This is a genomic window from Pseudocitrobacter vendiensis (assembly GCF_943590815.1).
Classification (GTDB): domain Bacteria; phylum Pseudomonadota; class Gammaproteobacteria; order Enterobacterales; family Enterobacteriaceae; genus Pseudocitrobacter; species Pseudocitrobacter vendiensis.
The window spans coordinates 88,201-112,409 of sequence record NZ_CALSBS010000007.1; the positions used below are offsets into that span (position 1 = coordinate 88,201).

Consider the following 24,209-nt stretch of genomic DNA (forward strand, 5'->3'; position numbering starts at 1 on the left):
TTCCTGAATTCATTCGATGAGCAAAAATCAGTTTGTTCCGCATGACTAAAATGGTTTTTTTTTGTAAAGTCCCCACTATTTTGTAGAAGATAGATAAGAAATACCCTGGACGTTAAAATAACGCGATCGCGGCATTACGCCCGGCGTATTTTAAGTACGTTTCTTTCCCCGCGGACGCGCGTTAATGAAATTAGCATTCAATATCATCGACTGGATCGCCCGAGCGCCTGGACTGGGCGAGGCTGACCAGTGGCTTTCGTGGGCGCAATCGCCTTATACCATTGACCCTGCCAGCCCGCAGGCGAAACTGGTTGAATTGCCAATGATGACCGCGCGCCGTCTGAGTTCAGGCAGTAAGCTGGCCGTAGAGTGTGGCCTTACTCTGCTGCGTCGCCATGCTATTGATGCCGTGCTCTACACCAGTCGCCACGGCGAGCTGGAGCGTAATTACCGTATCCTTAGCGCGCTGGCGAGCGAACAGACCATTTCACCGACCGATTTCGCGATGTCAGTGCATAACGCGGCGGTCGGGAATCTCACCATTGCCGCAAAGCAGGCGATTGTCTCGTCATCGCTCAGCGCCGGGCGCGATACGTTCCTGCAAGGTTTATGTGAGGTGATGTGCCTGCTACAGGCGGGCCACCAGCGTATTTTAATGGTCGATTTTGACGGTACGCTGCCAGATTTTTACCGAGCCTCACTACCCGCCCAGATGCCCACCTGGGCCTTTGCAACAGCGCTGGTGATTGAAGCAGGCCACCAGGTTCAGTGCGTCACCGAGTCGGGTGGAACGAAAGAAGAGCCTGCGCTGCCGCAAAGCCTGCAATTTTTACAGAATTACCTGGGCCGCAACGCCCATTTCGTCCTTGAAGGCGAACGGTTACGCTGGTGCTGGAGCCGAACATGATCGCCAGGCGCATCAATCACCTTTGGCGATTACTGATGACCGTACTGTGCTTTGCGCTGTTTGGTCTGGGCGGCCTGCTGTTGTCGCTTTTCTGGTTTAACCTGCTGCTGTTGGTCATGCGCGATGACGATAAACGCCGCCGCCTGGCGCGCCGCAGCATTTCGTCCAGCTTCCGCGCCTTTTTAAGATTTGCCAGCATGACGGGCGTGCTGCGCTATCGCGTGCAGGGCGCCGATATTTTACGTCAGGCGCGCGGTTGCCTGGTGGTAGCGAATCATCCCACACTGATTGATTATGTACTGCTGGCCTCGGTGATGCCGGAAACAGACTGTCTGGTTAAGAGCGCGCTATTAAAGAACCCGTTTGTCAGCGGCGTGATCCGCGCGGCAGATTATCTGGTCAACAGCGAAGCTGAACGTTTGCTCGCAGAAAGCCAGGCCCGTTTGCAGCGCGGCGACACGCTGATTATCTTTCCGGAAGGTACGCGTACCCGTCACGGCGAAACCATGACTCTCCAGCGCGGTGCCGCCAATATCGCGGTGCGCTGCGAACGCGATTTACGTTTGGTGAGCATACGCTGTAGCGAGCACCTGCTGGATAAGCAGCGTCCTTGGTATCACGTCCCGGAGACGACGCCGCAGTTTGAGGTTATCGTCCGGGAGAAAATCTGTATTAACGACTTTATTACCGTGAATAAGCAAGAACCGGCGCTGGCCGCGCGTGCGCTAAACCGGCATCTTTTACAGCAATTACAATTATTTTGTTAAAACATCATTGTGCAGGAATTAACGATGCAAGAGCTCTATTCTGAGATTAAACATCTCATCATTAACACATTGAATCTGGATGAACTGAGCGTGGACGACATTGATACCGATGCGGCCCTGTTCGGCGACGGCTTAGGCCTGGATTCTATTGATGCGCTGGAGCTGGGGCTGGCGGTAAAAAACCAGTATGGCATTGTGCTTTCTGCTGAAAATGAAGCGATGCGCCAGCATTTCTATTCGGTGGCGACGCTCGCTGCTTTTATTCAATCTCAACGCGCCTGAGGAGATGCCATCATGACCGACCAAACTGCTGTCTATCAGGAAGTCACTTCCCTGCTGGTAAAACTGTTCGAAGTCGACCCGGCGGCAATCACCCCCGAGGCACGTCTGTATGAAGATCTTGAACTCGATAGCATTGATGCTGTTGATATGATCGTCCAGTTGCAGAAGAAGACCGGCAAAAAAATTAAGCCGGAAGAGTTCAAAGCCGTGCGCACCGTGCAGGATGTGGTTGACGCCGTCGAGCGCCTGCTGCGGGAAGCCTGATTTTTCGTGCGTTTACCGCTCCTCAAGATAATCACCGCGTGTGTGCTGCTGGCCTGGCCATTTTTGGTCTGGTTTGGCCTGGCGCATAACGGCCTGCAATGGCTGCTGCCCACGCTGGCGGTCGTTCTGCTACTTCGTCTGCGTCAGGCGCAGGACAACGCCGGGCCGATGCGCCGGGTGATGCAAAGCGTCGCGCTAGCCGGGCTGGCGCTCTGCCTTGCCAGCGCGCTGCTGGGAACGCATCAGTTGTTGCTCTACTGGCCTGTGGCGGTCAATGGCATCATGCTCGCATTGTTTGGCAGTTCGCTGTTTGGCGCGATGCCGCTGGTTGAACGGCTGGCGCGCCTACAATATCCGCAACTCTCCGCGCAGGGTGTGCGCTACACGCGACGCGTGACGCAAATCTGGTGCGGCTTTTTTATTCTCAATGGCAGCGTTGCCCTGATCACCGCGCGGATCGGCGATATGGCGCTATGGAGCGCGTGGAACGGGATGATCGCCTACCTGCTGATGGGTGCGCTCATGGCTGGTGAATGGCTGGTGCGCCGCCGGGTGATGAAGCGAGAAACCGCATGAACGCGCCGCGCCCGTTATCCTGCTGGCTGAGTACCGAACGTCCCGATACCACGCCCGTCGCCTGGTCAGGCGAGCGCCTCTGGAGGCTGGGCCAACTGCGTAACGACGTGGCCACGCACTGCGCGTGGCTGCAAACGCAGAAGGGGCAGCGCTGGGCGCTGTGTCTGGAAGAGAGCTATCTGTTTCTTGTTGCCCTGCTGGCGACGCTGCATGCCGGAAAAACGCCAGTATTGCCAGGTCACGCTCGCCCTTTGCAGCTTGAGGAACAACGTGCGTTATTCGACGGCGTCTTAAGCGATGGTCCTCTGAACTGGAATGGCCCCTTACGCATCATCAACAGCCACGACCGTGAAGATGCTCAACCGCTTCCCGCGGTACCTGAAGACGCGGGGCTGGAACTTTTTACCTCCGGCTCCACCGGGCAGCCCAAGCGCATTTACAAAAGCCTGGTGGCGCTGGATGCGGAATCCGCTCTGCTGGCCGCACGCTTTACCGGGCGGCTGGCCGATTGCCGGGTGGTCTCATCCGTCTCGCCGCAGCATCTCTATGGCCTGACCTTCCGTATTTTTCTGCCGATGTCATTGGGCCTGCCGCTGCATGCCGACACCCTCGCCTGGCCTGAACAGCTGGCTGCGCTCGACACGCGTTCGCGTTACCTGTTTATCAGCAGCCCGGCGTTTCTGAAGCATCTGGATACGCGGCTGACGGCCCCTGACGTCGCCATGGTGTTAACCGCGGGCGGCATGCTGCACTGGCGCGACGCGCAACACGCGCACCTCTGGCTGCACATCTGGCCCGACGAAATCTATGGCAGCAGCGAGACGGGTGTCCTCGCATGGCGGCAACGCAGCATGGACGATACCCCCTGGCAGCCCTTCCCCGGCGTGACGTTCACGGCAGAGAATGATAATTGGCGTGTGACATCACCGCTGATTGCCGAGCCTGGTGGTCTGGTGCTGGAAGACGCGCTGCGCTTCACGGCGAATAACCACTTTCATCTGCTTGGGCGGCGCGGGCGTATAGTGAAAATCGCCGACAAACGGATTTCGCTGGCCGAAGTTGAGCAGCGCGTATTATCGCTGGCGGGCGTGCGCGATGCTGCAGCCATACTGATTACGCGCGGCACGCGCCAGAGCATTGGTGTACTGCTGGTGCTTGATGATGCTATGCGCCAGGCCTGGCAGCGCGCGAGCCGCAAACAGGAGCTGGCGTGGCGTCAGGCGCTGCGCCCCTGGCTGGAGTCCGTCGCACTTCCCCGTTACTGGCGCGTGGTGGATGCGATTCCGACAAACACAATGAATAAGCGCATCGATGCGCAATTACAGGAGTGCTTTCATGACCATGTCGCCCGATGAAATTTCCTGCCAGCATACGGGCGAGGACGAGGCGGAGATTGTCCTGCACCTGCCCGCCACGCTGTTCTGGTTTAAGGGGCACTTTGCCGTCCAGCCACTGCTGCCGGGCGTCGCACAGCTGGAGTGGGTCATGCACTATGCCAGCCGTTTACTGACGCCTGACTATCGCTTTCACAGTATTCAAAATGTGAAGTTCCAGGCGCCGCTACTGCCGGAAAACCGCATCACCTTAACGCTGACCTGGCAGGCATCGCGCCAGATACTCGCCTTCTGCTACCAGCGCCACGACGGCGACGCGCGCCACACCACCAGCAGCGGGAAAATCCGTTTATGCCGTTAACCTTCACGCCCTGCGTGGTGATCCCCTGCTACAACCACGGCGCGATGATGGCGCGGGTACTGACGCGTCTTGCGCCGTTTGCCCTGCCCATTATCCTCGTCGACGATGGCAGCGACGACGCGACCCGGTGCGAATTACACACGCTTGCCGAGAATCACCCCAGCGTCACGCTCATTCGCCAGCCGCACAATGCGGGCAAAGGTGCGGCGGTGATCCGTGGGCTGGAAGAGGCGGCGCGCGCAGGTTTCAGCCATGCGGTTCAGGTCGATGCCGACGGGCAGCACGCGATTGAAGATATTCCGGCGCTGCTTGCGCTTTCGCAGCAACATCCCGAGGCGCTGATTTCCGGGCAGCCGATTTACGATGACTCCATCCCCCGCTCACGCTTGTATGGCCGCTGGATAACCCACGTCTGGGTGTGGATTGAAACGCTGTCGTTGCAGCTTAAAGACAGCATGTGCGGTTTTCGCGTTTATCCGATTACGCCGACGCTGCAACTGGCACAGCGTGTGCCGCTCGGCAAGCGAATGGATTTCGACACCGAAGTGATGGTGCGTCTCTACTGGAAAGGTCATCGCAGCTATTTTCTGCCAACGCGCGTCACCTACCCGCAGGATGGGCTTTCCCATTTCGATGCGTTGAAAGACAACGTGCGCATCTCCTGGATGCACACCCGACTTTTCTTCGGCATGCTGCCGCGTATTCCGTCGCTGCTGTTTCGCCGTCGCAATGTGCACTGGGCAGAGCAAAAAGAGGTAAAGGGATTATGGGGCATGCGCCTGATGCTGCGTGTGTGGCAACGGTTGGGGCGTGGCGCATTTTCGCTGCTGCTGAAACCGGTGGTGGCCGTGTACTGGCTGATTGCAGGGGCTGAACGACGCGCCTCGCAGCAATGGCTCTCGCGCGTACATCAACAGCAGCCGAACGCGAAGCCACTGAGCAGCTATCGCCACTTTCTGCGCTTTGGCGAGGCGATGCTCGATAAAGTCGCCAGCTGGCGCGGGGAGCTGCGTTTTGGCCACGAGGTGGTGTTTGCCCCCGGCGCGGAAGCGGCGCTGGCAATGCATGAACCGCGCGGCAAATTGCTACTGGCATCGCATCTTGGCGATGTGGAAGCCTGTCGCGCGCTGGCACAGCGTGAAGAAGGCCGGGTGATCAACGCGCTGGTATTCAGTGAAAATGCCCAGCGATTCAAACAGATCATGCAGGAAATGGCGCCACAGGCCGGGCTGAACCTGATGCCGGTCACCGACATCGGCCCGGATACCGCCATGCTGCTGAAAGAGAAACTGGATCGCGGCGAATGGGTGGCGATCGTTGGCGATCGTATCGCCGTTAATCGTCAGCGCGGCGGCGACTGGCGCGTTATATGGAGCCGCTTTATGGGCCAGCCCGCACCGTTCCCGCAGGGTCCGTTTATTCTCGCCGCGCTGCTGCGCTGCCCGACCTTACTGATTTTCGCCCTGAAACAGCAGGGCCAATTACACATTCATTGCGAACCGTTCGCCGACCCGTTGCTGCTGCCGCGCGCAGAGCGCCAGGCGGCGCTTCAGCAGGCGGTAGACCGCTATGCACAACGGCTGGAGCATTACGCGCTTCTGGCGCCGCTGGACTGGTTTAACTTTTTTGATTTCTGGCGGCTGCCCGACGCGGCCAATAAGGAGTAAAGGGTGCTTAACGATCCCCGCTTTACCACTGAGGTTGAACTCACCATCCCGTTTCATGACGTCGATGCGATGGGCGTAGTGTGGCACGGCAACTATTTCCGTTATTTCGAAATCGCCCGCGAAGCGCTACTCAACCAGTTCGACTACGGCTATCGCCAGATGAAAGCGTCAGGCTATGTCTGGCCTGTGGTGGATACGCGCGTTAAATATCGCGATGCCCTGACCTTCGAGCAACGTATCCGCGTGCGGGCGCATCTGGAAGAGTACGAAAACCGACTGCGCATTGCCTACCAGATTTTCGACGCCGAAAGCGGCAAGCGCACCACGACCGGCTACACCATTCAGGTGGCGGTTGAGGAAGCCAGCAAAGCAATGTGCTTCGTCAGCCCGGCGGTTCTTTTTGAACGAATGGGAGTCGAGCCATGAAACTCCTGCCGCTTATTTTCCTGTTGATTACGCCGTGGGTACACGCCGTAACGCTGGACGACCTGCAACAGCGTTTTACCGAACAGCCGATTGTGCGCGCCCACTTCGAGCAAACCCGCACCATTAAAACGATGCCGCAGCCGCTGCGTTCTCAGGGCGAGATGCTGATTGCGCGTGACAACGGCTTACTGTGGGATCAGAAAACGCCGTTCCCGATGCAGCTGATGCTTACCGACACCCGCATGGTACAGCAGGTTAACGGCCAGCCGCCGCAGGTGATCACCGCCGACAATAACCCGCAGATGTTTCAGCTTAATCATCTGCTGCGCGCCTTATTCCAGGCCGATCGCCGCGTGCTGGAACAAAACTTCCGCATCAACCTTCAGGACAAAGGCGATAACCGCTGGGCGTTGCGCCTGACGCCCATCACCTCGCCGCTGGATAAGATTTTTGCCTCTATCGACCTGAGCGGGCAGCAGTTTCTCGACACTATCCAGTTGAATGATCAACAGGGTGACCGCACCGATATCGCCCTCTCACAACACAGCCTGACGCCAGCCACCCTGACCCATGACGAACAACAACGTTTTAGCGCCCAATAACGCCCGCCGTCCGGCGCTGATCTGGGCTGTTTTTTGCCTGATATTGCTGGGCACGCTGCTGGCACTGTTACCCGGCGCGAGGATGAATAGCAGCGTGCTGGCGATGCTGCCAAAGCAGGCGTTAGGTGATATTCCGCCCGCACTGAATGATGGTTTTATCTCACGCCTTGATAAGCAAATGATGTGGCTGGTTAGCCCGGGTAAAACGCCCGATCCCCACGTCGCGCAGGCGTGGTTTGATCAACTGAAAAGCACCCCGGCGCTGGCGCAGGTAAAAGGGCCGATGGATGCCAAAAACCAGCAGGATTGGGGCACATTTTACTGGCAGCACCGCAACGGCATGATAGACAGCGCCACCCGCGCTCGCCTGCAAAACGGCGGCGAGGCGCAAGCGCAGTGGGTCCTCTCACAGCTCTACTCCGCCTTTTCCGGCGTCAGCGGCAAAGAACTGCAAAACGATCCCTTCATGCTGACGCGCGGTTCCCAACTGGCGTTAATGCAAAACAGCCAGCGCTTACGCCTGATGGACGGCTGGCTGGCCACGCAGGATCAAGACGGTAACTACTGGTATCTGTTACACGGGGAGCTGCAAAGCGACGCGTTTGATATGCAGCAAACCCACCAACTGGTGCAGGAACTGACCGCCGCCGAAGCCCGGCTTAAAACGCGCTTCCCGCAGGCGCAGGTGTTATCACGCGGCACGGTGCTGTACAGCGATTACGCCAGCCAGCAGGCGAAACACGATATCTCCACGCTCGGCGCGGCAACGGTATTCGGCGTGCTACTGCTGATTGTGCTGGTGTTTCGCTCGCTGCGTCCGCTGCTGTTGAGCCTGCTCTCCATCGGCATTGGCGCGCTGGCAGGCACAACGGTGACGCTACTGTTGTTTGGCGAACTGCATCTGATGACGCTGGTGATGAGCATGAGCATCATCGGCATCTCTGCCGACTACACGCTCTATTATCTGACCGAACGGATGGTGCACGGCGCGGAAAACTCGCCGTGGCAAAGCCTTGCCAAAGTGCGAAACGCGCTGCTGCTGGCGCTGCTGACCACGGTTGTCGCCTATCTGATTATGATGCTGGCCCCCTTCCCCGGCATTCGCCAGATGGCAATCTTTGCCGCCGTGGGGCTGAGCGCGTCCTGCCTGACGGTGGTGTTCTGGCATCCGTGGCTGTGTCTCGGGCTACCGGTGCGCCCGGTGCCGATGCTCGGCCTGCTGCTGCGCTGGCTCGCCCTGTGGCGACGCAATAACGCATTGATTTACGGCCTGCCCGCCGCGCTGACCGTGGTTTCGCTGATCGGCCTTTCCACACTTCACGTTAACGATGATATCGCCCAGTTGCAGGCGCTGCCGCCGCATCTGCTTAAACAGGAAAAGCAGATCACGCAGCTCACCGGGCAGAACGTCGATCAGAAATGGTTTGTGGTCTACGGCGACTCGCCAGAGCAGACGCTGACGCGCATGGAGGCGTTTACCGCGCATCTGGATACCGCTCGCCAGCAAGGCTTATTCGCCCGTTATCGCACCATTCCGCTGAATTCACAGGCGCGTCAGGCGCAGGATCTGGCGCTGCTCAACCACGCTGCGCCGGCAATCGGCCAGGCACTCTTACAGGCGGGACTGCATGACGTGAAACCCGACCTTCGCGCGATGCCGGTGAACGTATCCGACTGGCTGGCAAGCCCTGTCAGCGAAGGCTGGCGGTTGATGTGGTTGACGCTGCCGCGCGGCATAAGTGGCGTGCTTATTCCCGTGGACGGCGTGAAAGATAGCGCGGCGTTAAAGGCGCTGGCGGAACACCACACCGGCGTCGCCTGGGTTGACAGAAAACAGAGTTTCGATGCGCTGTTCGCGCTGTACCGCACTGTATTAACGGTGCTGCTTGGCGTGGCGCTGGCGGCTATCGCGATTGGCGCAGTCTTACGAATGGGCTGGCGAAAGGGGTTAATCAGTTTGATTCCGTCTCTGCTCTCGCTGGGCTGCGGGCTGGCGGCGCTCTCCTTTAGCGGGCACAGCGTCAACCTCTTCTCACTGCTGGCGCTGGTGCTGGTATTGGGTATCGGCATTAACTATACCCTGTTCTTCAGCAACCCGCGCGGCACGCCGCTGACGTCGCTGCTCGCCATCACGCTTGCAATGATGACCACCTTGTTGACGCTGGGCATGCTGGTCTTCAGCAGTACCCAGGCCATAAGCAGTTTTGGGATTGTCCTGGTCTGCGGTATCTTCACCGCCTGGCTACTGTCGCCACTGGCGATGCCAACGAAAAAAAGAGAAAAACGATGATGATACGCAACGCCTGGCGCGCCCTTGCGCTGGCAACCGCGCTGCTGCTTGCGGGCTGTAGCCACGATCATGATGGCTCCCGCCCCACCGCCTGGCTACAACCGGGCGCGCGCGTGACGCTGCCTGAAGCGGGCATGACGCCCGCCTTTACGTCGCAGCAGCTTTTGACCGGCACCTTCAACGGCAAAACCCAATCATTAATGGTGATGCTGGATGCCGATGAACACAAAATCACGCTCGCCGGGCTGTCGTCGCTGGGGATCCGTCTTTTCCTGCTGACCTATGATGAAAAAGGCCTGCGCACGGAACAAAACATCGTCGTACCGCAATTGCCGCCCGCAAGCCAGGTACTGGCTGATGTGATGCTCAGCTATCTGCCGATTAGCGCGTGGCAGCCGCAGTTGCCGAAAGGCTGGACGCTCACCGACGCGGGCGATAAACGCGCGCTGCGTAACGCCCGCGGTGAAGTGGTCACTGACATCACCTATATGACGCGCAAAGGCAAACGCGAACCGGTCAGCATTGAGCAGCGCGCCTTCAAATACCACATCACCATTCAATACCTGGATGACTGATATGATTTATATCTCTGCCGTGGGCATGATTAACGCGCTGGGTAACAACGCGCGTGAGGTTGCCGCTAACCTGACGCTCGGCATCGCGCCGGGCATGCGTGCCCGAGCAGGCTGGTTGCAGGGCAATTCAGATGCCGTTTTTGGTGCTGTGGAGGCGGAACTGCCTGTCATTCCGGACACCTTTACCGAACATCACAGCCGCAATAATCAGCTCCTGCTGGCGGCGCTGGCGCAAATCCAGCCGCAGGTGGATGACGCGATTGCCCGCTATGGGCGCGAGCGCGTTGCCGTGGTGATGGGCACCAGCACCTCCGGGCTGGACGAAGGCGATCAACATGTCAGCCAGCAACATCCCCGGTGGCGCTACGCACAGCAGGAACTGGGCGACCCATCGCGATTTCTCAGCCACTGGCTGGCGCTCGACGGCCCGGCATTTACCCTCTCCACCGCCTGTTCATCCAGCGCGCGCGCCATTATTAGCGGTCGCCGTCTGATTGAAGCGAATTTAGCGGATGTGGCGATTGTTGGCGGTGCGGATACCTTGAGCCGGATGCCTATCAACGGCTTCAACAGCCTGGAGTCGCTCTCACCCTCACGCTGCCAGCCATTTGGTCGCGATCGCAGCGGCATTACCATCGGGGAAGGCGCGGGGCTGATGCTGCTGACCCGCGAGCCGCAGCCAATTGCGCTACTGGGTGTGGGCGAGTCGAGCGATGCGTGGCATATGTCAGCTCCGCACCCGGAAGGCGAAGGCGCAATTCGCGCAATTCTTCAGGCGCTTAAAGAGGCCGAGCTCGCACCGCAGGACGTGGGCTACATCAATATGCACGGCACCGCCACGCCGCTGAATGACAAAATTGAATCGCAGGTGGTGAATCATATCTTCGGTGATACCGTTCCCTGTAGCTCCACAAAACATCTTACCGGGCATACGTTAGGCGCGGCGGGTATCACCGAAGCAGGTATTGCCATGTTGATTCTGCAACATAACCTGCCGCTGCCACCGCAGGACTTCAGCCAAATGCCCGTCGATGACACGCTGCTGCCCTGCGGCCTGCTTCACAATGCCGCGCCGCTGGCGCGCCCGGTGATTCTTTCCAACTCTTTCGCCTTTGGCGGTAACAACACCAGTATTTTGTTAGGACGACACCCATGAGCCACTACTTACCGCCAGCGGACTATTTGCCGCACGACGCGCCGATGCTCCTGCTTGAGCAGGTTTCCGCCGTCGGCGAAAACGATGTGCAGTGCCGGGTGACGGTTAATTCTGCGGGCGTGCTGGCGCCGTTTCTTGATGCGTCGGGCAATCTGCCCGGCTGGTACGCGCTGGAGCTGATGGCGCAGACGGTCGGCGTCTGGTCCGGCTGGCACCGTCAGGATGATGGCGAGCAACAACTGACGCTGGGCATGGTCCTCGGCGCACGTGAACTGGTGTGCGCGGCGGGTTCTTTTCCGGCACACGCCACGCTGGATATTCACGCCCACCTGCTGATGCGCGACAGCCGTTTCGGCAGTTTTGAATGCACAATCATGATTAATAACACCGTGGTCGCCACGGGCCGCGTCAACACATTCCAGCCGTCGACCGAAGAGTTAACGTCGCTGTTTCAGCAGGGAGAAAACGTATGAGTCGTTCCGTTCTGGTTACTGGCGCCAGCAAAGGTATTGGCCGGGCTATTGCCCTTCGACTGGCCGCTGATGGCTTTACCCTTGGTGTTCACTATCATCAGGATGAACCCGGCGCGCGCGAAACGCTGGTCGCCATTGAGCAGGCTGGCGGCAAAGGACGTTTACTACGCTTTGATGTGGGCGATCGCGCCCAGTGCTTAGCGGTGCTGGAAGAGGATATGGCCGAGAACGGCGCGTGGTACGGCGTGGTGAGCAACGCCGGAATTACCCGTGACGGCGCATTCCCGGCGCTGAGCGAAGAAGACTGGGATTCGGTCATTCACACTAACCTCGACAGCTTCTACAACGTGATTCACCCCTGCATCATGCCCATGATAAGCGCGCGCAAAGGCGGGAGAATCATTACGCTTTCATCCGTTTCCGGCGTGATGGGTAACCGAGGGCAGGTGAACTACAGCGCCGCCAAAGCGGGGATCATCGGGGCCACCAAAGCGTTGGCAATTGAACTCGCAAAGCGCAAAATTACCGTCAACTGTATCGCCCCTGGGTTGATTGACACCGGAATGATTGCAATGGAAGAGGCTGCCCTGAAAGATGCCATGGCGATGATCCCAATGAAACGCATGGGTCAGGCCGAAGAGGTCGCCGGGCTGGCGAGTTATTTAATGTCGGACATCGCGGGCTACGTCACCCGGCAGGTGATTTCGATCAACGGAGGCATGTTATGACACGTCGTGTCGTGATCACGGGCATGGGCGGCGTCACCGCTTTCGGCGAAAACTGGCAGGACGTCTCGCGCGGGCTGCTGAATTATGAAAACGCCGTGCGTTATATGCCTGAGTGGCAGATCTACGCTGGCCTGCATACTCTGCTGGGCGCGCCCATCGATGACTTCACGCTGCCCGCTCACTACACCCGCAAGCGCATCCGCGCCATGGGACGCGTGTCGTTGCTTTCTACCCGCGCCACTGAACGTGCGCTGGAGCAGGCCGGGCTGATTGACGACCCGGTTCTGACCAATGGCCAGACCGGTATCGCCTATGGTTCATCGACCGGCAGCACCGGACCGGTAAGCGAATTCGCCACCATGCTGACCGAAAAGCATACCAATAATATTACCGGCACCACCTACGTGCAGATGATGCCACACACAACGGCGGTGAATACCGGGCTGTTTTTCGGCCTGCGCGGGCGGGTCATTCCCACCTCCAGCGCCTGCACTTCCGGTAGCCAGGCGATTGGCTACGCCTGGGAAGCGATTCGCCACGGCTATCAAACCGTGATGGTCGCGGGCGGCGCAGAAGAACTCTGCCCCTCGGAAGCCGCCGTTTTCGATACGCTCTTTGCCACCAGCCAGCGTAACGATCAGCCGAAAACCACGCCCTCGCCGTTCGACCAGACGCGTGACGGGCTGGTGATTGGCGAAGGCGCCGGTACGCTGATTCTGGAAGAACTGGAACACGCGAAGGCGCGTGGCGCGACCATCTACGGCGAAATCGTCGGCTTCGCCACCAACTGCGATGCCGCGCATATCACCCAACCGCAGCGCGATACGATGCAAATTTGCATGGAGCAGGCGTTGCAGATGGCGGGTATTGGCGCTCAGCAGATTGGCTATATCTCCGCACACGGTACGGCCACCGATCGCGGCGATCTGGCGGAAAGCCAGGCGACGGCGGCGATCTTCGGTGATACCACGCCGATCTCCTCGCTGAAAAGTTATTTCGGCCATACGCTGGGAGCCTGCGGCGCACTGGAGGCGTGGATGAGCTTACAGATGATGCGCGAAGGCTGGTTCGCACCGACTATTAATCTGACACAGCCCGATGACGCCTGCGGTGCGCTGGATTACATCATGGGCGAAGCGCGTCACATTGACTGCGAATATCTGCAAAGCAATAACTTCGCTTTCGGCGGGATCAACACCTCGCTGGTCATCAAGCGCTGGGCATAAGCATGTATCGCCTGCTGCGCGCAAAGGTATCGGACTACATCGACGCTCAGGCTGCGGGACGCGCTCTGCTTGAACGGGCGATTTTCCCCGCCGTGCTGCCAGAGATTATTCGCAACCCTAACGGCAAACCCGGCTTTGCTCGTGGGTATCCGCTGTGGTTTAACATCAGCCACAGCGGCGATGACATTGTGCTGCTGCTGAGCGACGAGGGCGAGGTGGGTTGCGATATTGAAGTCATACGCCCGCGTAAAAATAGCCAGCGTATTGTTGAATCGGTATTCAGCCCCGGTGAACAGGCGCAGATTGCAGCGGCGGAAGATAAGCTCGTCGCGTTCTGGCAAATCTGGACGCGCAAAGAGGCAATGCTTAAACAGGCCGGCAGCCAGATCTGGCGCATCGCCGATTTCGACAGTTGCTTGCCCACACCACTGTTTTTAGCCCAACTCCGTTGGTCTGAAAATCGAATTGTGACGCTGTGTACCCCGACGCCCGTTTCAGCGCAGGAAAACGATTTCATTGTTAAATAATAACGTGAATATCACTCTGATAAATAATACACCACTAAAGTATTATCATAATATTCGATGATATATAATACCTAAATTAGATCAAAAATCGATCATATGTATTAATGATGTTGATATATTCCATCAGAAATATGAATTAAAGAAACAAAGCGGAAACATGAAATTTGGTATAGTCATTTTTTGTGATAGAGATAACACAAATTTCAATTGTCTATGGATTCGTTTTGCCCGTATAGTGGCTCTCTGTTAGAAGATAGTTACCTTTGCTTACTTTAATTAGCATTATTGTAACTATTGCAATCATTATTATTGAGGCACTGATTATTTTACGCACTCTATTTTCTGAGGCTCGAACGCAGATAACGCTGCATGAACTGATCAAAGAACTCAAAAAACAGAACATCGTTTTCTACGTTCATTTCGTCTCTACCGGAAACGTCAATCTGGTCGATAACGCCGGTTGTATTCGTATTATAGAAGGCGAGTACAGCCTCAAACGCGTCAATCTGCGGGCCAATGAAGACCTCATTCGCGCAGCGTCACGCCGCCATTTCGCAGGTGAAATAGGCTATGAAGAGTATTGTTCTCTGGTGGCCAGCGCCGGGGTATATAAGTGGATTGTCGATATAAAACAGATGACGCGAAAATATGTCGGCTTATCTGACAAAGTGATTTTCTGCGAAGAGATAACGCCCGTTATTAGTAATGAACGCGTATGGCGTTATAATTAACCGCGTGATTATCGTAGGGGCAACCACATCCAGAGCCCATGCAAGATAAGCCAAATACCCGCACACGATAACGTAATTAACGAAACCATTTTCATTGAACCTCCCTGGCTCATTTCCATCGCAACTTTCCTTTTTTGCGCCAGACGATAAGGGATAAATATAAAAATCGCCTGATAAAAATGTCATCAGGCGATATTCTATAACAAATAATGCACATCAGGATATACGTAATAATAATTACGGATAACGCTGAGGATTTACTGCAGATTGGTTTTAAAGAATGCCGTCAGTTTGTTGAAGGGAATGAGATCGGTACGATCGTAGAGATCAACATGCCCGGCGTTCGGCACGATATACAGTTCTTTCGGCTGCCCGGCGCGTTGATAGGCATCTTCGCTAAACTCCTTAGAATGCGCGCGATCGCCGGCGATAAACAGCATGGGTCGTGGCGAAATTGTCTCGATATCATTGAACGGATAAAAATTCATAAATTTACCAATACTGCTCAGCATGGGTTTGGTCGTCAGCGCTTCTTTCTCGCCTTTCGGCGTATAGCCGCCGCGTGACGTACGGTAGAAATCAAAGAATTCGCGCTGTATTTCCGGCGTGGAGTCATCCAGCTCGTTCACGGTGCCAGGAATATAAGCAGTATCACCGCCTTTGTACTCGGCAAAGCGCTGCTCAATGGCCGTCTTAATCAACGCTTCGCGCTGTTCAACGGTCTGCGAATGCTTCAGGCCATTACGAAACGCGGCGCCCATGTCGTACATGCTGACGGTCGCTATCGCTTTCATACGCGGGTCGATTTTAGCTGCGCTGATCACAAAGCTACCGCTACCGCAGATACCCAGTACGCCAATATTTTCCGCGTCCACCCACGGCTGCGTGCTGAGGTAATCAACAGCCGCGCTGAAATCATCGGCGTAGATTTCCGGCGAAATCATATGACCCGGTTTGCCCTCGCTCTCGCCCCAGAAAGAGAGATCAATGGCCAGCGTGACGAAGCCCTGCTCCGCCAGTTTTTGCGCGTAGAGGTTTGAACTCTGTTCTTTTACCGCGCCCATCGGATGCCCAACGATAATCGCCGGATGCTTCGTGTTTTTATCCAGCCCCTCAGGCATAAACAGATTGCCCACCACGTTCATTTGATACTGGTTTTTAAAGCTGACGCGCTGCTGGGTCACGCTGTCGCTTTTGTAGAAATTGTCCGCTCCGCGTGACATATCCGCAGCGGAAGAGGCAAATGCGCTAATCAGTAAGCCCAACGCCAGTGTGACGTTTTTCATAGGTTAACTCCTGAGTGTATGTTTACGTGAGGTTGTGAAAGTGATGACCGACGCGCAGAGCAAAACGCCAGCGCTCAGTACAAAGGTGCTGTGCCAGCCGTGATGGTCGTACATCAGGCCACCCAGCGTGGATCCCAGGGCAATAGAAAGCTGAATGATGGCGACCATCACGCCGCCGCCGGCTTCCGCGTCATGGGGTAGCGTCCGCGCGAGCCACGTCCACCAGCCTGTCGGAGCTGCGGTTGCGACCAGCCCCCAGGCGCCCAACAGGGGCGCGACTAACCAAAGCTGATGACCAAAAATCACCAGTGCGATAGCCATCGCTGCCATCAACAGCGGAATGAGAATTAGCGTGCGATAAATACCCTGTTTCAGCAGGCGACCCACTATCAGCGTGCCAATAAATCCCATCACACCGATGATCAGCAGAACGGCAGACAAGGCCGTTCCCCTCACCTGCGTGATGCCTTCAAGAAAAGGACGCACGTAGGTGAAGAGCGTGAACTGGCCCATAAAAAAGAGGCCGCAAGCAAGAAGCCCCACTGCCACAACAGGACGTGAGAAGAGAGGAAGCACCCTGCTGCGCTGTTGGCTGTGTTGCATAGCTGGCAGGCTAAACCATTGCCAGATGAAAGCGGCAATCGCGACAGGCACCAGACAGAAAAATGCGCCCCGCCAGCCCATCACGTCGCCGAGATAACTCCCAAGCGGCGCGGCAATCACCGTCGCCAGCGCGTTACCCCCGTTGAAAATGGCTAATGCGCGAGGCACCTGCGATTCAGGAACCAGACGGATAGCCGTCGCCGCCGACATGGACCAGAAGCCGCCAATGGCAATACCAATCAGCGCACGACCCACCATATAAACAACATAATTCGCGGCCATGGCGATCATCGCGCCTGAGAATGCCATCAGCGCAGTCATGCCAAGCAGCAGATATCGGCGATCCAGCCCAGCGATGAGCCGCGAGAGCGTCAGGCTGGTGATGACCGCCAGCGCCCCGGAAATGGCAATGCCCTGGCCCGCCAGGCCTTCCGTCACGCCTAAATCAGCCGCGATGGGCGATAACAAACTGACCGGCATAAATTCGGAGGCAATTAATACAAAAACACACAGCGTCATGGCATAAATGCCGCCCCAATGGGCGCGTTGAACTTCAGCCTGCAAAGCCATTATGTTTTATCTCCTGTTTTACCGGCTGTTTTCAGGCAAGCCGGGGCCGCACGTTATTCGCAGGAATAACGTCATTAAATTGGCGGGAATATTCGTTGCTGAAAATTTTACACGGCAGGCGTAGGATAACTAGCTAATGAATACTTAATAGGCTTATAAGCCATACTTATTAATCGGGCATTCCGACCATGAAACGTAACCTGAACGATCTGCTGTATTTTGTGACCGTTGCCCGCGAAGGAAGCTTCACCCGCGCAGCGGCGCTGTTGGGCGTCACGCAGCCAGCGATCAGTCAGGCGATTTCTGCACTGGAAGCGCGGATGCAGATTCGCCTGCTCACCCGCACCACCCGCAGCGTGTCGCCCACGGCGGCGGGTGAGCGGTTGATGGCATCAGTCGGTACGCGCATCGATGACATCGAAGCCGAACTGGATATGTTGACCGAACTGCGCGACAAACCGGCAGGCACCGTACGCATTACCTGCGGGCCCAACGTCCTGCGTACCACGCTTTTACCAAAGCTCACGCCGCTGCTGCGCGAATATCCGGATATTCACGTTGAGTTTGATGCCAACCACGGCTTTCGCGACATCGTGGCGGATCGCTTCGATGCAGGCGTGCGTCTGGGCGATACCATCGACCAGGATATGATTGCAGTGCCGATTGGCCCGAAACTGCGCATGGCGGCGGTCGCCTCACCGGACTACTTTGCCCGTCATCCCGCGCCCACCACGCCCCACGAGTTAACGCAGCATCAGTGTATTAATCAGCGCATGGTTAAATCCGGCGGGCTGTATGTGTGGGATTTCGACCAGGACGGCGGGGATTTAAATGTGCGCGTCAGCGGGCAACTCACCTTTAACACCTCAGAACATATCGTTGATGCGGCGCTGGCCGGTTTTGGTATCGCTTTCCTGCCTGAAGAAGAGTTTGGAACACACATTGCCGAAGGTCGATTGATTCGCATACTCGACCCCTGGTGTATGCCTTTCCCCGGTTACTATCTTTACTATCCCAGCCGTAAACAGCCTTCCCCGGCATTTTCCCTGGTGGTCGACGCGCTACGCCATAAACATCCCTGACGTTCTGCGGGCAATTTCCCTTATGTGAAAGCGGTTCCATAAAATCCGCTTACATCCATTTACATCTAAAACACTAATGCGTATATTTCTCATTCGCATTTTTATGTTCATTGGTTAATTAAAAATACAAAACCCGGCGCGGCGATGTACCGCTGTCGGGCAGTCCCGCAAACACACTTAAGGGTTTATCATGTCTTTCACTTATCAGACCCGGGAAACGCGCCGCCCGCTCGGATGTTCTCCTTCTTTGCTCGCCCTCTCCGTGGCGATGGCGTTTATGCCTGCGCTATCATTTGCCGCCGCTGCGAACGGCGATGACACCATTGTGGTGGAAGAGAGCACCACGCCGGGTGACGAAGGTCAGGACCAGGATTACAGTGTTAAAACCACCACCACCGGCACCAAAATGCTGCTGGTGCAGCGCGATATCCCGCAGTCGGTCAGCGTTATCAGCCAGCAGCGAATGAAAGATCAGGAGCTGAACTCGATTGAGGAAGTGCTGGATAACACCACCGGCGTCAGCATTTCCCGCATCGACAGCCACCGTACTAATATTTTCTCACGCGGTTTCTTCGTCAGTAACTTTGCCTTCGACGATATGCCGACGTTCCTTGACGATCGCTGGAATTTTGGCGACACAGCGGGCGATACGGCGATTTTTGAGAGCATCGAAGTGGTGCGTGGCGCAGCCGGTTTGATGAGTGGTACGGGTAACCCATCGGCGTATGTCAACATGGTGCGTAAGCACGCCGATAGCCGCGAGTTTAAAGGTTCCGCTTCCGCCACTTACGGAAGCTGGAATAAACAACGTTATGTGCTGGATTTACAAGCGCCGCTGACCGAATCGGGCGACGTGCGTGGCCGCGTGATTGCCGGGTATCAGGACAACGACAGCTGGCTTGAGCGCAATCACTACCGCAAAAAATTCATCACCGGCGTCGTGGATGCCGATATCACTGACTCCACCACCCTCTCGCTGGCCTACGATTACCAGGAGAGCGAAGAAGACAGCCCAACCTGGGGCGGTTTCCCTTCCCTGTGGAGCGACGGCAGCCGCACCGATTTCCGCCGCGAATTCAATACCGCCGCCGACTGGACCTACTCTAATCAGGATACCTCGCGCGTCTTCGCTAACCTGACCCAGCGTTTCAACAACGGCTGGGAGGCGAAAGTGAACGCCATGCACGCGGAAACCAATTTTGACAGCCGCCTGATGTATATCGACGGCTTCCCGGATAAAAATACCGGCCTGTATAACGGCGCACTGTACCAGGGTGCGTGGGGCGGCTGGAACCGCGGCGAGCGTAAACAGGACTCCGTGGACGCCTTTGTGCGCGGAGGTTATGAACTGTTTGGCCGTCAGCATCAGATCATGTTCGGCGGCAGCTACAGCCGTCAGCGCAACAACTACGACAACTCGTATCCGGTCACCGATAACTACGGGCTGATGGATGTCGGCAACATTCACAATTATGACGGCAAACTGGCGTATCCGGAGTGGTCTGACTGGGCACTCTATCAGCGCGATATCATCCGCCAGAAATCGCTCTACACCGCGACGCGTCTCTCGCTGGCCGACCCGCTGAATCTGATCCTCGGCGTGCGCTGGACAGAATGGAGCGCGCATTACAATCTGGAGCGCAAACCGGACGAAACCCGCGACAGCAAATTCGATGACGTTACGCCGTATGCGGGCCTGGTATATGACATCAATGATGAGTGGTCGGCCTATGCCAGCTACACCTCTATTTTCCAGCCAACCAGTAAGCGTAACGCTAACAGCGAGTTCCTCGATCCAACCACCGGGAAGAGCTATGAAGCGGGCGTGAAAGGTGACTGGTTTAACACCCGCCTGACCGCGACGCTTGCCGTATTCCGTACCGAGCAGGATAAAGTTGCCGTCAGCACCGGGCAGACCATTCCTGGCTCCGGCGGCCAGACGGCGTATAAATCAGTCGATGGTACCTTGAGTAAAGGCGTGGAATTTGAGATTAACGGCGCACTGACCGACCGCTGGCAGCTCACCTTCGGCGCATCACGCTACATCGCAGAAGACGGTGACGGCGTGGCAGTGAACCCGGAGCAACCGCGCACTACAGCGAAACTGTTTACCCGCTATCAGTTGCCGATGTTGCCTGAACTTGCAGTCGGCGGCGGCGTACGCTGGCAGAATAAAACCTGGCAGGATATTGCCGGGCCGAACGGCGATACGCGTATTAAACAAGGCGGTTATGCGGTGGTCGATCTCTTCAGCCGTTATCAGGTCAGCAAAAACTTTGCCCTCCAGGCCAACCTGAACAACCTGTTCGACAAAGAGTATTACGACTACCTGGGCACTTACGGCGTGTACGGCGCACCGCGTAACTTCTCGGTCAGCGGCACCTATAGCTTCTGATTTCCACTAACGGCACCGCCCGGTGCCGTTTTTCCCTTTTCCGAATTTATGCTGCCGGGTCTGGCGCAATCACCTTTTTCAACCAGACTTATCGCTGTGTTTCTCATTCAGGATAATCATGAAAAACGTAGCGATTGTCGGCGTCGGGCCGACCGGGATTTACACCTTTTATGCGCTTATTGAGCGCGGCGAACCGCTTGCAATTACGCTCTTTGAGCAGGCTGAAGAAGCAGGCGTCGGCATGCCCTATAACGATGATAATACTGCCACGCTGATGCTGGCGAATATCGCCAGCATCGAGATCCCGCCAATTTTTATCACTTATCTTGAATGGCTGCATCAACAGAGCGACAGCTACCTGGCGCGCTTTGGGATTAAACGTGAATCACTGCATGAAAGACAATTTTTGCCGCGCGTGATCCTCGGCGATTATTACCGTGACCGCTTTCTGGCGCTGGTCGAAAAAGCAGAGCGTTCAGGATTTAGCGTTTCAGTGCGTGAAGCAAGCAAAGTCACCGATCTGAAAGCCGCCGGGGATGGCGTATTGTTGTGGAGCGAAAATCGTAATACCCCGGAACCCTTTGATTATGCGGTTATCGCCACCGGACACCTGTGGCCTGAAGACGATGACTCGCCGCGCGACTTTTACCCCAGCCCGTGGACTGGCCTGATGGACGCGCGCATCGCACCATGCCGGGTGGGCATTATGGGCGCATCGTTGAGTGGTCTGGATGCGGCAATGGCCGTCGTCTCCCAGCATGGCAAATTTATTGTTGAAGAGGGCAAAACCGCCTCTTTTCAACTTAATGCGCAAAGCCAGACGCTTCAGCTGACGCTAATGTCCCGCAGCGGCATTCTGCCGGAGGCTGATTTTTACTGTCCACTGCCCTACGAGCCGCTGGCGATAGTGACGGAGCAGGCCATTGAAGCTGAAATCGCGAAGGGTAGTGATGGCCTGTTGAATAGAGTATTTCAGTTGATTATTGCTGAGCTGGAACAGGCTGACCCACAATGGGCTACGCAAATAGGCTTAAAAACCCTGAATGCCGACACGCTTGCCGACGCCTGGTTTGCCGAGCGTAAAGCACACGACCCGTTTCACTGGGCAGTGGAAAATCTTGAAGAAGTGGAACGCAATAAGCGCGAGAAACACACAGTATCCTGGCGCTATACCGTTCTGCGGCTGCATGAAGTGGTGGAGCAGATTGTCCCGCATCTGAATGAAGAGGATCATCAGCGTTTTAAAAAAGGGTTAGCGCGCGTCTTTATCGACAACTATGCCGCCATTCCGTCTGAATCTATCCGCCGTCTGCTGGCGCTTCGCGAAGCCGGGCTGATACATATCCGGGCACTGGGTAACGACTATGAGATGCAGGTCAACGACGGCCTGACAATCATTACCACCGATGATGCGCGTTATGAGTTTGACATGTTTATCGACGCCCGTGGCCAGAAGGCGCTAAAAACTAAAGACCTCCCCTTCCCCACACTGCGTAAACAGCTGCTGGCGTGTGGCGATAATATCCCGGATGTGGGTGACGACTATACCTTGCAGGTGCCGGAGAACGTGCGTGGGCGAATCGCCTTTGGCGCGTTGCCCTGGCTGATGCATGACAGACCGTTTGTGCAGGGGCTGGTAGTGTGCGCAGAAATTGGCGCGGCGATAGCGAAAGGGGTAGTTCAATAAGCATTCGGGGCACGAATTAAATGATAAAGAGACGAGCAAGGTGCTGGTTTTGAAGCAGGCGAAGTCGTTTACAGCGAAAACAAATAGCTATTGTAGATTTGACGAAAGGATTATATGCAGAAATGGAAACTATACTTCCGATCGCGGTAGAAACAAATTTTCATTATAATTTTTAACCATTACTTTACATCAGAGAGCATTCGATTTGATGAAAAACAAATCAATTACAATCATTTGCTTAAAGATTTCTATTATTTTCATATTTACCGTAAATACCCTGTTACCGATAAACTGAGTTAAGATATTTTTCACTATAATGGTTCGCCGTGAACCGGATGCCGTATAGCACGCCATAGTTTAAGGAAGACGTCTTGTCAAGGAGAACAAAAATGGAAGTGACCTGTATTGGCTGTGGGATCAACTGCAGTCATTTACCTGATATGTGTAAATATAAATTACGATGTAGTTTTAAGCGACTTGTAATATGGCCAGAAAGAAATCATTATTTCAAGATAGCAATACATAATATTTTTATAGAGAAAGTCACGTGTTGCTTCATTGATGGCGTCATTGTGGTCGATTTCTCATGTATCAACATCACACATTACCTGGACGAAATCTGGATAAACGATTTAGAAAAGATTGGCCTAAAGATCATCATTGTAGCTGAGGCCTCAATGGTTGCCCTCGCTAATTACTGGTTGAATCGTTCTGAATCTATATTGTCTATTATAGAGGTTGATGATGGTATTAACACCATCATCCTAAGATTCAGAAAGTTATTAGAAGGACGCTGGATACCAGGACGAAAACACCCTGTATTTTCACTAAAGGAAATGACCACACTCAAACTGTTACTTCAGGGTTACTCAACCAGAGATATTGCAAAAAAGTTGAGCTGTACTGTCCGCAACGTTTATGACTCTCGATACTCACTACGCCGGAAAATAGGTGGATTAAATAATTTCAAGGACCTTTTCACTATAATTAACATACAGTAATACCTAGTCCGTATCGAAACATCCTTTCCCAAGATGATGATAGCGTTCCTGTGCAACAATAAACTTTCTATTACTGGATTTTGCTTCCTTACCACGCCAGGTTTCGCCAGGCAACATATAGAATTGTTTTGAGCTTTCATCATCTCCATCGCACCCTTTCTGGAGTATCACTCTAAAAAAGGTATTACCGGTATTTTTTATAACCCCATTTAACTCATCAACATCATACTTTAAATCAATATTTCTTGGCCGGACGATAAGAATAGTACTCATCGAAACAACAGGAACGACGTCCATATGCTTTTGAGTCATTCGAAATGGAAACAGGGTAACAGGTGCCTCCTTGAATATAACACGATAATATCTTTCAGTGCTGTCAGACGGACCGCGGTAGTATAGTTTAAAATACTCTTTTCCTTTCGGTTGCACAGTCAGTTTTAGTGGTGACCAGATAAGATCTTTACTCTCTTCCTTGACACTGGCTTCATCACCATCGCCTGGACGAGCAATTTTATAGGCAGAGATCGTATAAAAATTAGTCGCTTGAGTATCATTATAGATAGGCCTGGCCGTAAAACTCTTGCTCGAATCCATATCATAGATAATGGCATTAAAATAAACCGCGAAAGCCTGTGTTGAAACAAATAAAACAGAACAACTAAGAAAAAAAGCAAATAAAAATCTCATCCGTAT

25 protein-coding genes are annotated in these 24,209 nt (G+C 55.2%); 22 read left to right on the forward strand and 3 right to left on the reverse strand.

The window, feature by feature from the left end:
• Window positions 1-184 precede the first annotated feature (184 nt).
• The 18 genes from NMC31_RS09870 (at window position 185) to NMC31_RS09955 (ending at window position 14,892) form a co-directional block, all read left to right on the forward strand.
• Window positions 185-907, forward strand: coding sequence for a beta-ketoacyl synthase chain length factor (locus NMC31_RS09870; RefSeq protein WP_253897802.1), 723 nt, complete (start codon window positions 185-187; stop codon window positions 905-907).
• Window positions 904-1,674: a lysophospholipid acyltransferase family protein gene (locus NMC31_RS09875; protein ID WP_253897803.1), complete on the forward strand. Its 771-nt coding sequence runs from the start codon at window positions 904-906 to the stop codon at window positions 1,672-1,674. Before NMC31_RS09870 ends, NMC31_RS09875 begins: the two co-directional genes overlap by 4 nt.
• Before the next feature lie 24 nt (window positions 1,675-1,698).
• Window positions 1,699-1,956: a phosphopantetheine-binding protein gene (locus tag NMC31_RS09880; RefSeq protein WP_015963163.1), complete on the forward strand. Its 258-nt coding sequence runs from the start codon at window positions 1,699-1,701 to the stop codon at window positions 1,954-1,956.
• A gap of 12 nt (window positions 1,957-1,968) precedes the next feature.
• Complete coding sequence (locus NMC31_RS09885; RefSeq protein ID WP_015963162.1) at window positions 1,969-2,220, forward strand: acyl carrier protein; 252 nt, start codon at window positions 1,969-1,971, stop codon at window positions 2,218-2,220.
• Window positions 2,221-2,226: 6 nt separating this feature from the next.
• Entirely contained in the window at window positions 2,227-2,796 is a 570-nt protein-coding gene (locus NMC31_RS09890) for a COG4648 family protein (protein WP_253897804.1), read from the forward strand.
• Complete coding sequence (locus tag NMC31_RS09895; protein WP_253897874.1) at window positions 2,793-4,151, forward strand: AMP-binding protein; 1,359 nt, start codon at window positions 2,793-2,795, stop codon at window positions 4,149-4,151. The genes NMC31_RS09890 and NMC31_RS09895 overlap by 4 nt, the downstream gene beginning before the upstream one ends.
• On the forward strand, window positions 4,138-4,491 hold the full coding sequence (locus NMC31_RS09900; RefSeq protein ID WP_253897875.1) for an ApeI family dehydratase: 354 nt from the start codon (window positions 4,138-4,140) through the stop codon (window positions 4,489-4,491). Before NMC31_RS09895 ends, NMC31_RS09900 begins: the two co-directional genes overlap by 14 nt.
• Entirely contained in the window at window positions 4,482-6,158 is a 1,677-nt protein-coding gene (locus NMC31_RS09905) for a glycosyltransferase family 2 protein (RefSeq protein WP_253897805.1), read from the forward strand. The genes NMC31_RS09900 and NMC31_RS09905 overlap by 10 nt, the downstream gene beginning before the upstream one ends.
• A gap of 3 nt (window positions 6,159-6,161) precedes the next feature.
• Complete coding sequence (locus tag NMC31_RS09910) at window positions 6,162-6,584, forward strand: acyl-CoA thioesterase (protein ID WP_253897806.1); 423 nt, start codon at window positions 6,162-6,164, stop codon at window positions 6,582-6,584.
• Window positions 6,581-7,186 (forward strand): outer membrane lipoprotein carrier protein LolA, encoded by a 606-nt coding sequence (locus NMC31_RS09915; RefSeq protein ID WP_253897807.1) that lies wholly within the window; start codon window positions 6,581-6,583, stop codon window positions 7,184-7,186. The genes NMC31_RS09910 and NMC31_RS09915 overlap by 4 nt, the downstream gene beginning before the upstream one ends.
• Window positions 7,155-9,476 (forward strand): MMPL family transporter, encoded by a 2,322-nt coding sequence (locus NMC31_RS09920; RefSeq protein WP_253897808.1) that lies wholly within the window; start codon window positions 7,155-7,157, stop codon window positions 9,474-9,476. Before NMC31_RS09915 ends, NMC31_RS09920 begins: the two co-directional genes overlap by 32 nt.
• Window positions 9,476-10,051 carry a DUF3261 domain-containing protein gene (locus tag NMC31_RS09925; protein ID WP_253897876.1) on the forward strand — a complete coding sequence of 192 codons (576 nt, stop codon included), beginning with the start codon at window positions 9,476-9,478 and terminating at the stop codon, window positions 10,049-10,051. Before NMC31_RS09920 ends, NMC31_RS09925 begins: the two co-directional genes overlap by 1 nt.
• Window position 10,052: 1 nt before the next feature.
• Window positions 10,053-11,207 carry a beta-ketoacyl-[acyl-carrier-protein] synthase family protein gene (locus tag NMC31_RS09930; RefSeq protein ID WP_253897809.1) on the forward strand — a complete coding sequence of 385 codons (1,155 nt, stop codon included), beginning with the start codon at window positions 10,053-10,055 and terminating at the stop codon, window positions 11,205-11,207.
• Window positions 11,204-11,680, forward strand: a complete 477-nt coding sequence (locus NMC31_RS09935) for a hotdog family protein (RefSeq protein WP_253897810.1) — start codon at window positions 11,204-11,206, stop codon at window positions 11,678-11,680. The genes NMC31_RS09930 and NMC31_RS09935 overlap by 4 nt, the downstream gene beginning before the upstream one ends.
• The gene (locus NMC31_RS09940; protein WP_253897811.1) at window positions 11,677-12,408 is read left to right on the forward strand and encodes a 3-ketoacyl-ACP reductase FabG2; all 732 of its coding nucleotides are present in this window, start codon (window positions 11,677-11,679) and stop codon (window positions 12,406-12,408) included. Before NMC31_RS09935 ends, NMC31_RS09940 begins: the two co-directional genes overlap by 4 nt.
• Window positions 12,405-13,634, forward strand: a complete 1,230-nt coding sequence (locus NMC31_RS09945) for a beta-ketoacyl-ACP synthase (protein ID WP_253897812.1) — start codon at window positions 12,405-12,407, stop codon at window positions 13,632-13,634. Before NMC31_RS09940 ends, NMC31_RS09945 begins: the two co-directional genes overlap by 4 nt.
• Window positions 13,635-13,636: 2 nt before the next feature.
• Window positions 13,637-14,161 (forward strand): 4'-phosphopantetheinyl transferase AcpT, encoded by a 525-nt coding sequence (acpT, locus tag NMC31_RS09950; protein ID WP_253897813.1) that lies wholly within the window; start codon window positions 13,637-13,639, stop codon window positions 14,159-14,161.
• Between the two features lie 263 nt (window positions 14,162-14,424).
• A complete protein-coding gene (locus NMC31_RS09955) occupies window positions 14,425-14,892 on the forward strand; it encodes a DUF1398 family protein (protein ID WP_253897814.1) in 468 nt (155 codons plus the stop codon).
• A 257-nt stretch (window positions 14,893-15,149) separates the two neighbouring features.
• On the opposite strand, the gene NMC31_RS09960 is transcribed toward NMC31_RS09955, so the two are convergent.
• Window positions 15,150-16,178, reverse strand: coding sequence for an alpha/beta hydrolase (locus NMC31_RS09960; protein ID WP_253897815.1), 1,029 nt, complete (start codon window positions 16,176-16,178; stop codon window positions 15,150-15,152).
• Window positions 16,179-16,181: 3 nt separating this feature from the next.
• Window positions 16,182-17,351 carry an MFS transporter gene (locus tag NMC31_RS09965; RefSeq protein ID WP_253897816.1) on the reverse strand — a complete coding sequence of 390 codons (1,170 nt, stop codon included), beginning with the start codon at window positions 17,349-17,351 and terminating at the stop codon, window positions 16,182-16,184.
• A 188-nt stretch (window positions 17,352-17,539) separates the two neighbouring features.
• On the opposite strand from NMC31_RS09965, the gene NMC31_RS09970 reads away from it, so the two are divergent.
• From NMC31_RS09970 to NMC31_RS09985, 4 genes are all read left to right on the forward strand, one after another.
• Window positions 17,540-18,433, forward strand: coding sequence for a LysR family transcriptional regulator (locus NMC31_RS09970; protein WP_253897817.1), 894 nt, complete (start codon window positions 17,540-17,542; stop codon window positions 18,431-18,433).
• A gap of 190 nt (window positions 18,434-18,623) precedes the next feature.
• Window positions 18,624-20,828 (forward strand): ferric-rhodotorulic acid/ferric-coprogen receptor FhuE, encoded by a 2,205-nt coding sequence (fhuE, locus tag NMC31_RS09975; protein WP_253897818.1) that lies wholly within the window; start codon window positions 18,624-18,626, stop codon window positions 20,826-20,828.
• Between the two features lie 118 nt (window positions 20,829-20,946).
• Window positions 20,947-22,515, forward strand: coding sequence for an FAD-NAD(P)-binding protein (locus NMC31_RS09980; protein ID WP_253897819.1), 1,569 nt, complete (start codon window positions 20,947-20,949; stop codon window positions 22,513-22,515).
• Between the two features lie 389 nt (window positions 22,516-22,904).
• Window positions 22,905-23,516, forward strand: a complete 612-nt coding sequence (locus NMC31_RS09985; RefSeq protein ID WP_253897820.1) for a helix-turn-helix transcriptional regulator — start codon at window positions 22,905-22,907, stop codon at window positions 23,514-23,516.
• 3 nt (window positions 23,517-23,519) lie between these two features.
• On the opposite strand, the gene NMC31_RS09990 is transcribed toward NMC31_RS09985, so the two are convergent.
• Window positions 23,520-24,203: a molecular chaperone gene (locus NMC31_RS09990; RefSeq protein WP_253897821.1), complete on the reverse strand. Its 684-nt coding sequence runs from the start codon at window positions 24,201-24,203 to the stop codon at window positions 23,520-23,522.
• Window positions 24,204-24,209 lie beyond the last annotated feature (6 nt).

Coding starts and splice junctions, on each gene's coding strand:
- NMC31_RS09870 (WP_253897802.1), top strand. CDS start 185: ATGAAATTAGCATTCAATATCATCGACTGGATCGCCCGAGCGCCTGGA.
- NMC31_RS09875 (WP_253897803.1), top strand. CDS start 904: ATGATCGCCAGGCGCATCAATCACCTTTGGCGATTACTGATGACCGTA.
- NMC31_RS09880 (WP_015963163.1), top strand. CDS start 1,699: ATGCAAGAGCTCTATTCTGAGATTAAACATCTCATCATTAACACATTG.
- NMC31_RS09885 (WP_015963162.1), top strand. CDS start 1,969: ATGACCGACCAAACTGCTGTCTATCAGGAAGTCACTTCCCTGCTGGTA.
- NMC31_RS09895 (WP_253897874.1), top strand. CDS start 2,793: ATGAACGCGCCGCGCCCGTTATCCTGCTGGCTGAGTACCGAACGTCCC.
- NMC31_RS09900 (WP_253897875.1), top strand. CDS start 4,138: ATGTCGCCCGATGAAATTTCCTGCCAGCATACGGGCGAGGACGAGGCG.
- NMC31_RS09905 (WP_253897805.1), top strand. CDS start 4,482: ATGCCGTTAACCTTCACGCCCTGCGTGGTGATCCCCTGCTACAACCAC.
- NMC31_RS09915 (WP_253897807.1), top strand. CDS start 6,581: ATGAAACTCCTGCCGCTTATTTTCCTGTTGATTACGCCGTGGGTACAC.
- NMC31_RS09920 (WP_253897808.1), top strand. CDS start 7,155: ATGACGAACAACAACGTTTTAGCGCCCAATAACGCCCGCCGTCCGGCG.
- NMC31_RS09925 (WP_253897876.1), top strand. CDS start 9,476: ATGATACGCAACGCCTGGCGCGCCCTTGCGCTGGCAACCGCGCTGCTG.
- NMC31_RS09930 (WP_253897809.1), top strand. CDS start 10,053: ATGATTTATATCTCTGCCGTGGGCATGATTAACGCGCTGGGTAACAAC.
- NMC31_RS09935 (WP_253897810.1), top strand. CDS start 11,204: ATGAGCCACTACTTACCGCCAGCGGACTATTTGCCGCACGACGCGCCG.
- NMC31_RS09940 (WP_253897811.1), top strand. CDS start 11,677: ATGAGTCGTTCCGTTCTGGTTACTGGCGCCAGCAAAGGTATTGGCCGG.
- NMC31_RS09945 (WP_253897812.1), top strand. CDS start 12,405: ATGACACGTCGTGTCGTGATCACGGGCATGGGCGGCGTCACCGCTTTC.
- acpT (WP_253897813.1), top strand. CDS start 13,637: ATGTATCGCCTGCTGCGCGCAAAGGTATCGGACTACATCGACGCTCAG.
- NMC31_RS09960 (WP_253897815.1), bottom strand. CDS start 16,178: ATGAAAAACGTCACACTGGCGTTGGGCTTACTGATTAGCGCATTTGCC.
- NMC31_RS09965 (WP_253897816.1), bottom strand. CDS start 17,351: ATGGCTTTGCAGGCTGAAGTTCAACGCGCCCATTGGGGCGGCATTTAT.
- NMC31_RS09970 (WP_253897817.1), top strand. CDS start 17,540: ATGAAACGTAACCTGAACGATCTGCTGTATTTTGTGACCGTTGCCCGC.
- fhuE (WP_253897818.1), top strand. CDS start 18,624: ATGTCTTTCACTTATCAGACCCGGGAAACGCGCCGCCCGCTCGGATGT.
- NMC31_RS09980 (WP_253897819.1), top strand. CDS start 20,947: ATGAAAAACGTAGCGATTGTCGGCGTCGGGCCGACCGGGATTTACACC.
- NMC31_RS09985 (WP_253897820.1), top strand. CDS start 22,905: ATGGAAGTGACCTGTATTGGCTGTGGGATCAACTGCAGTCATTTACCT.
- NMC31_RS09990 (WP_253897821.1), bottom strand. CDS start 24,203: ATGAGATTTTTATTTGCTTTTTTTCTTAGTTGTTCTGTTTTATTTGTT.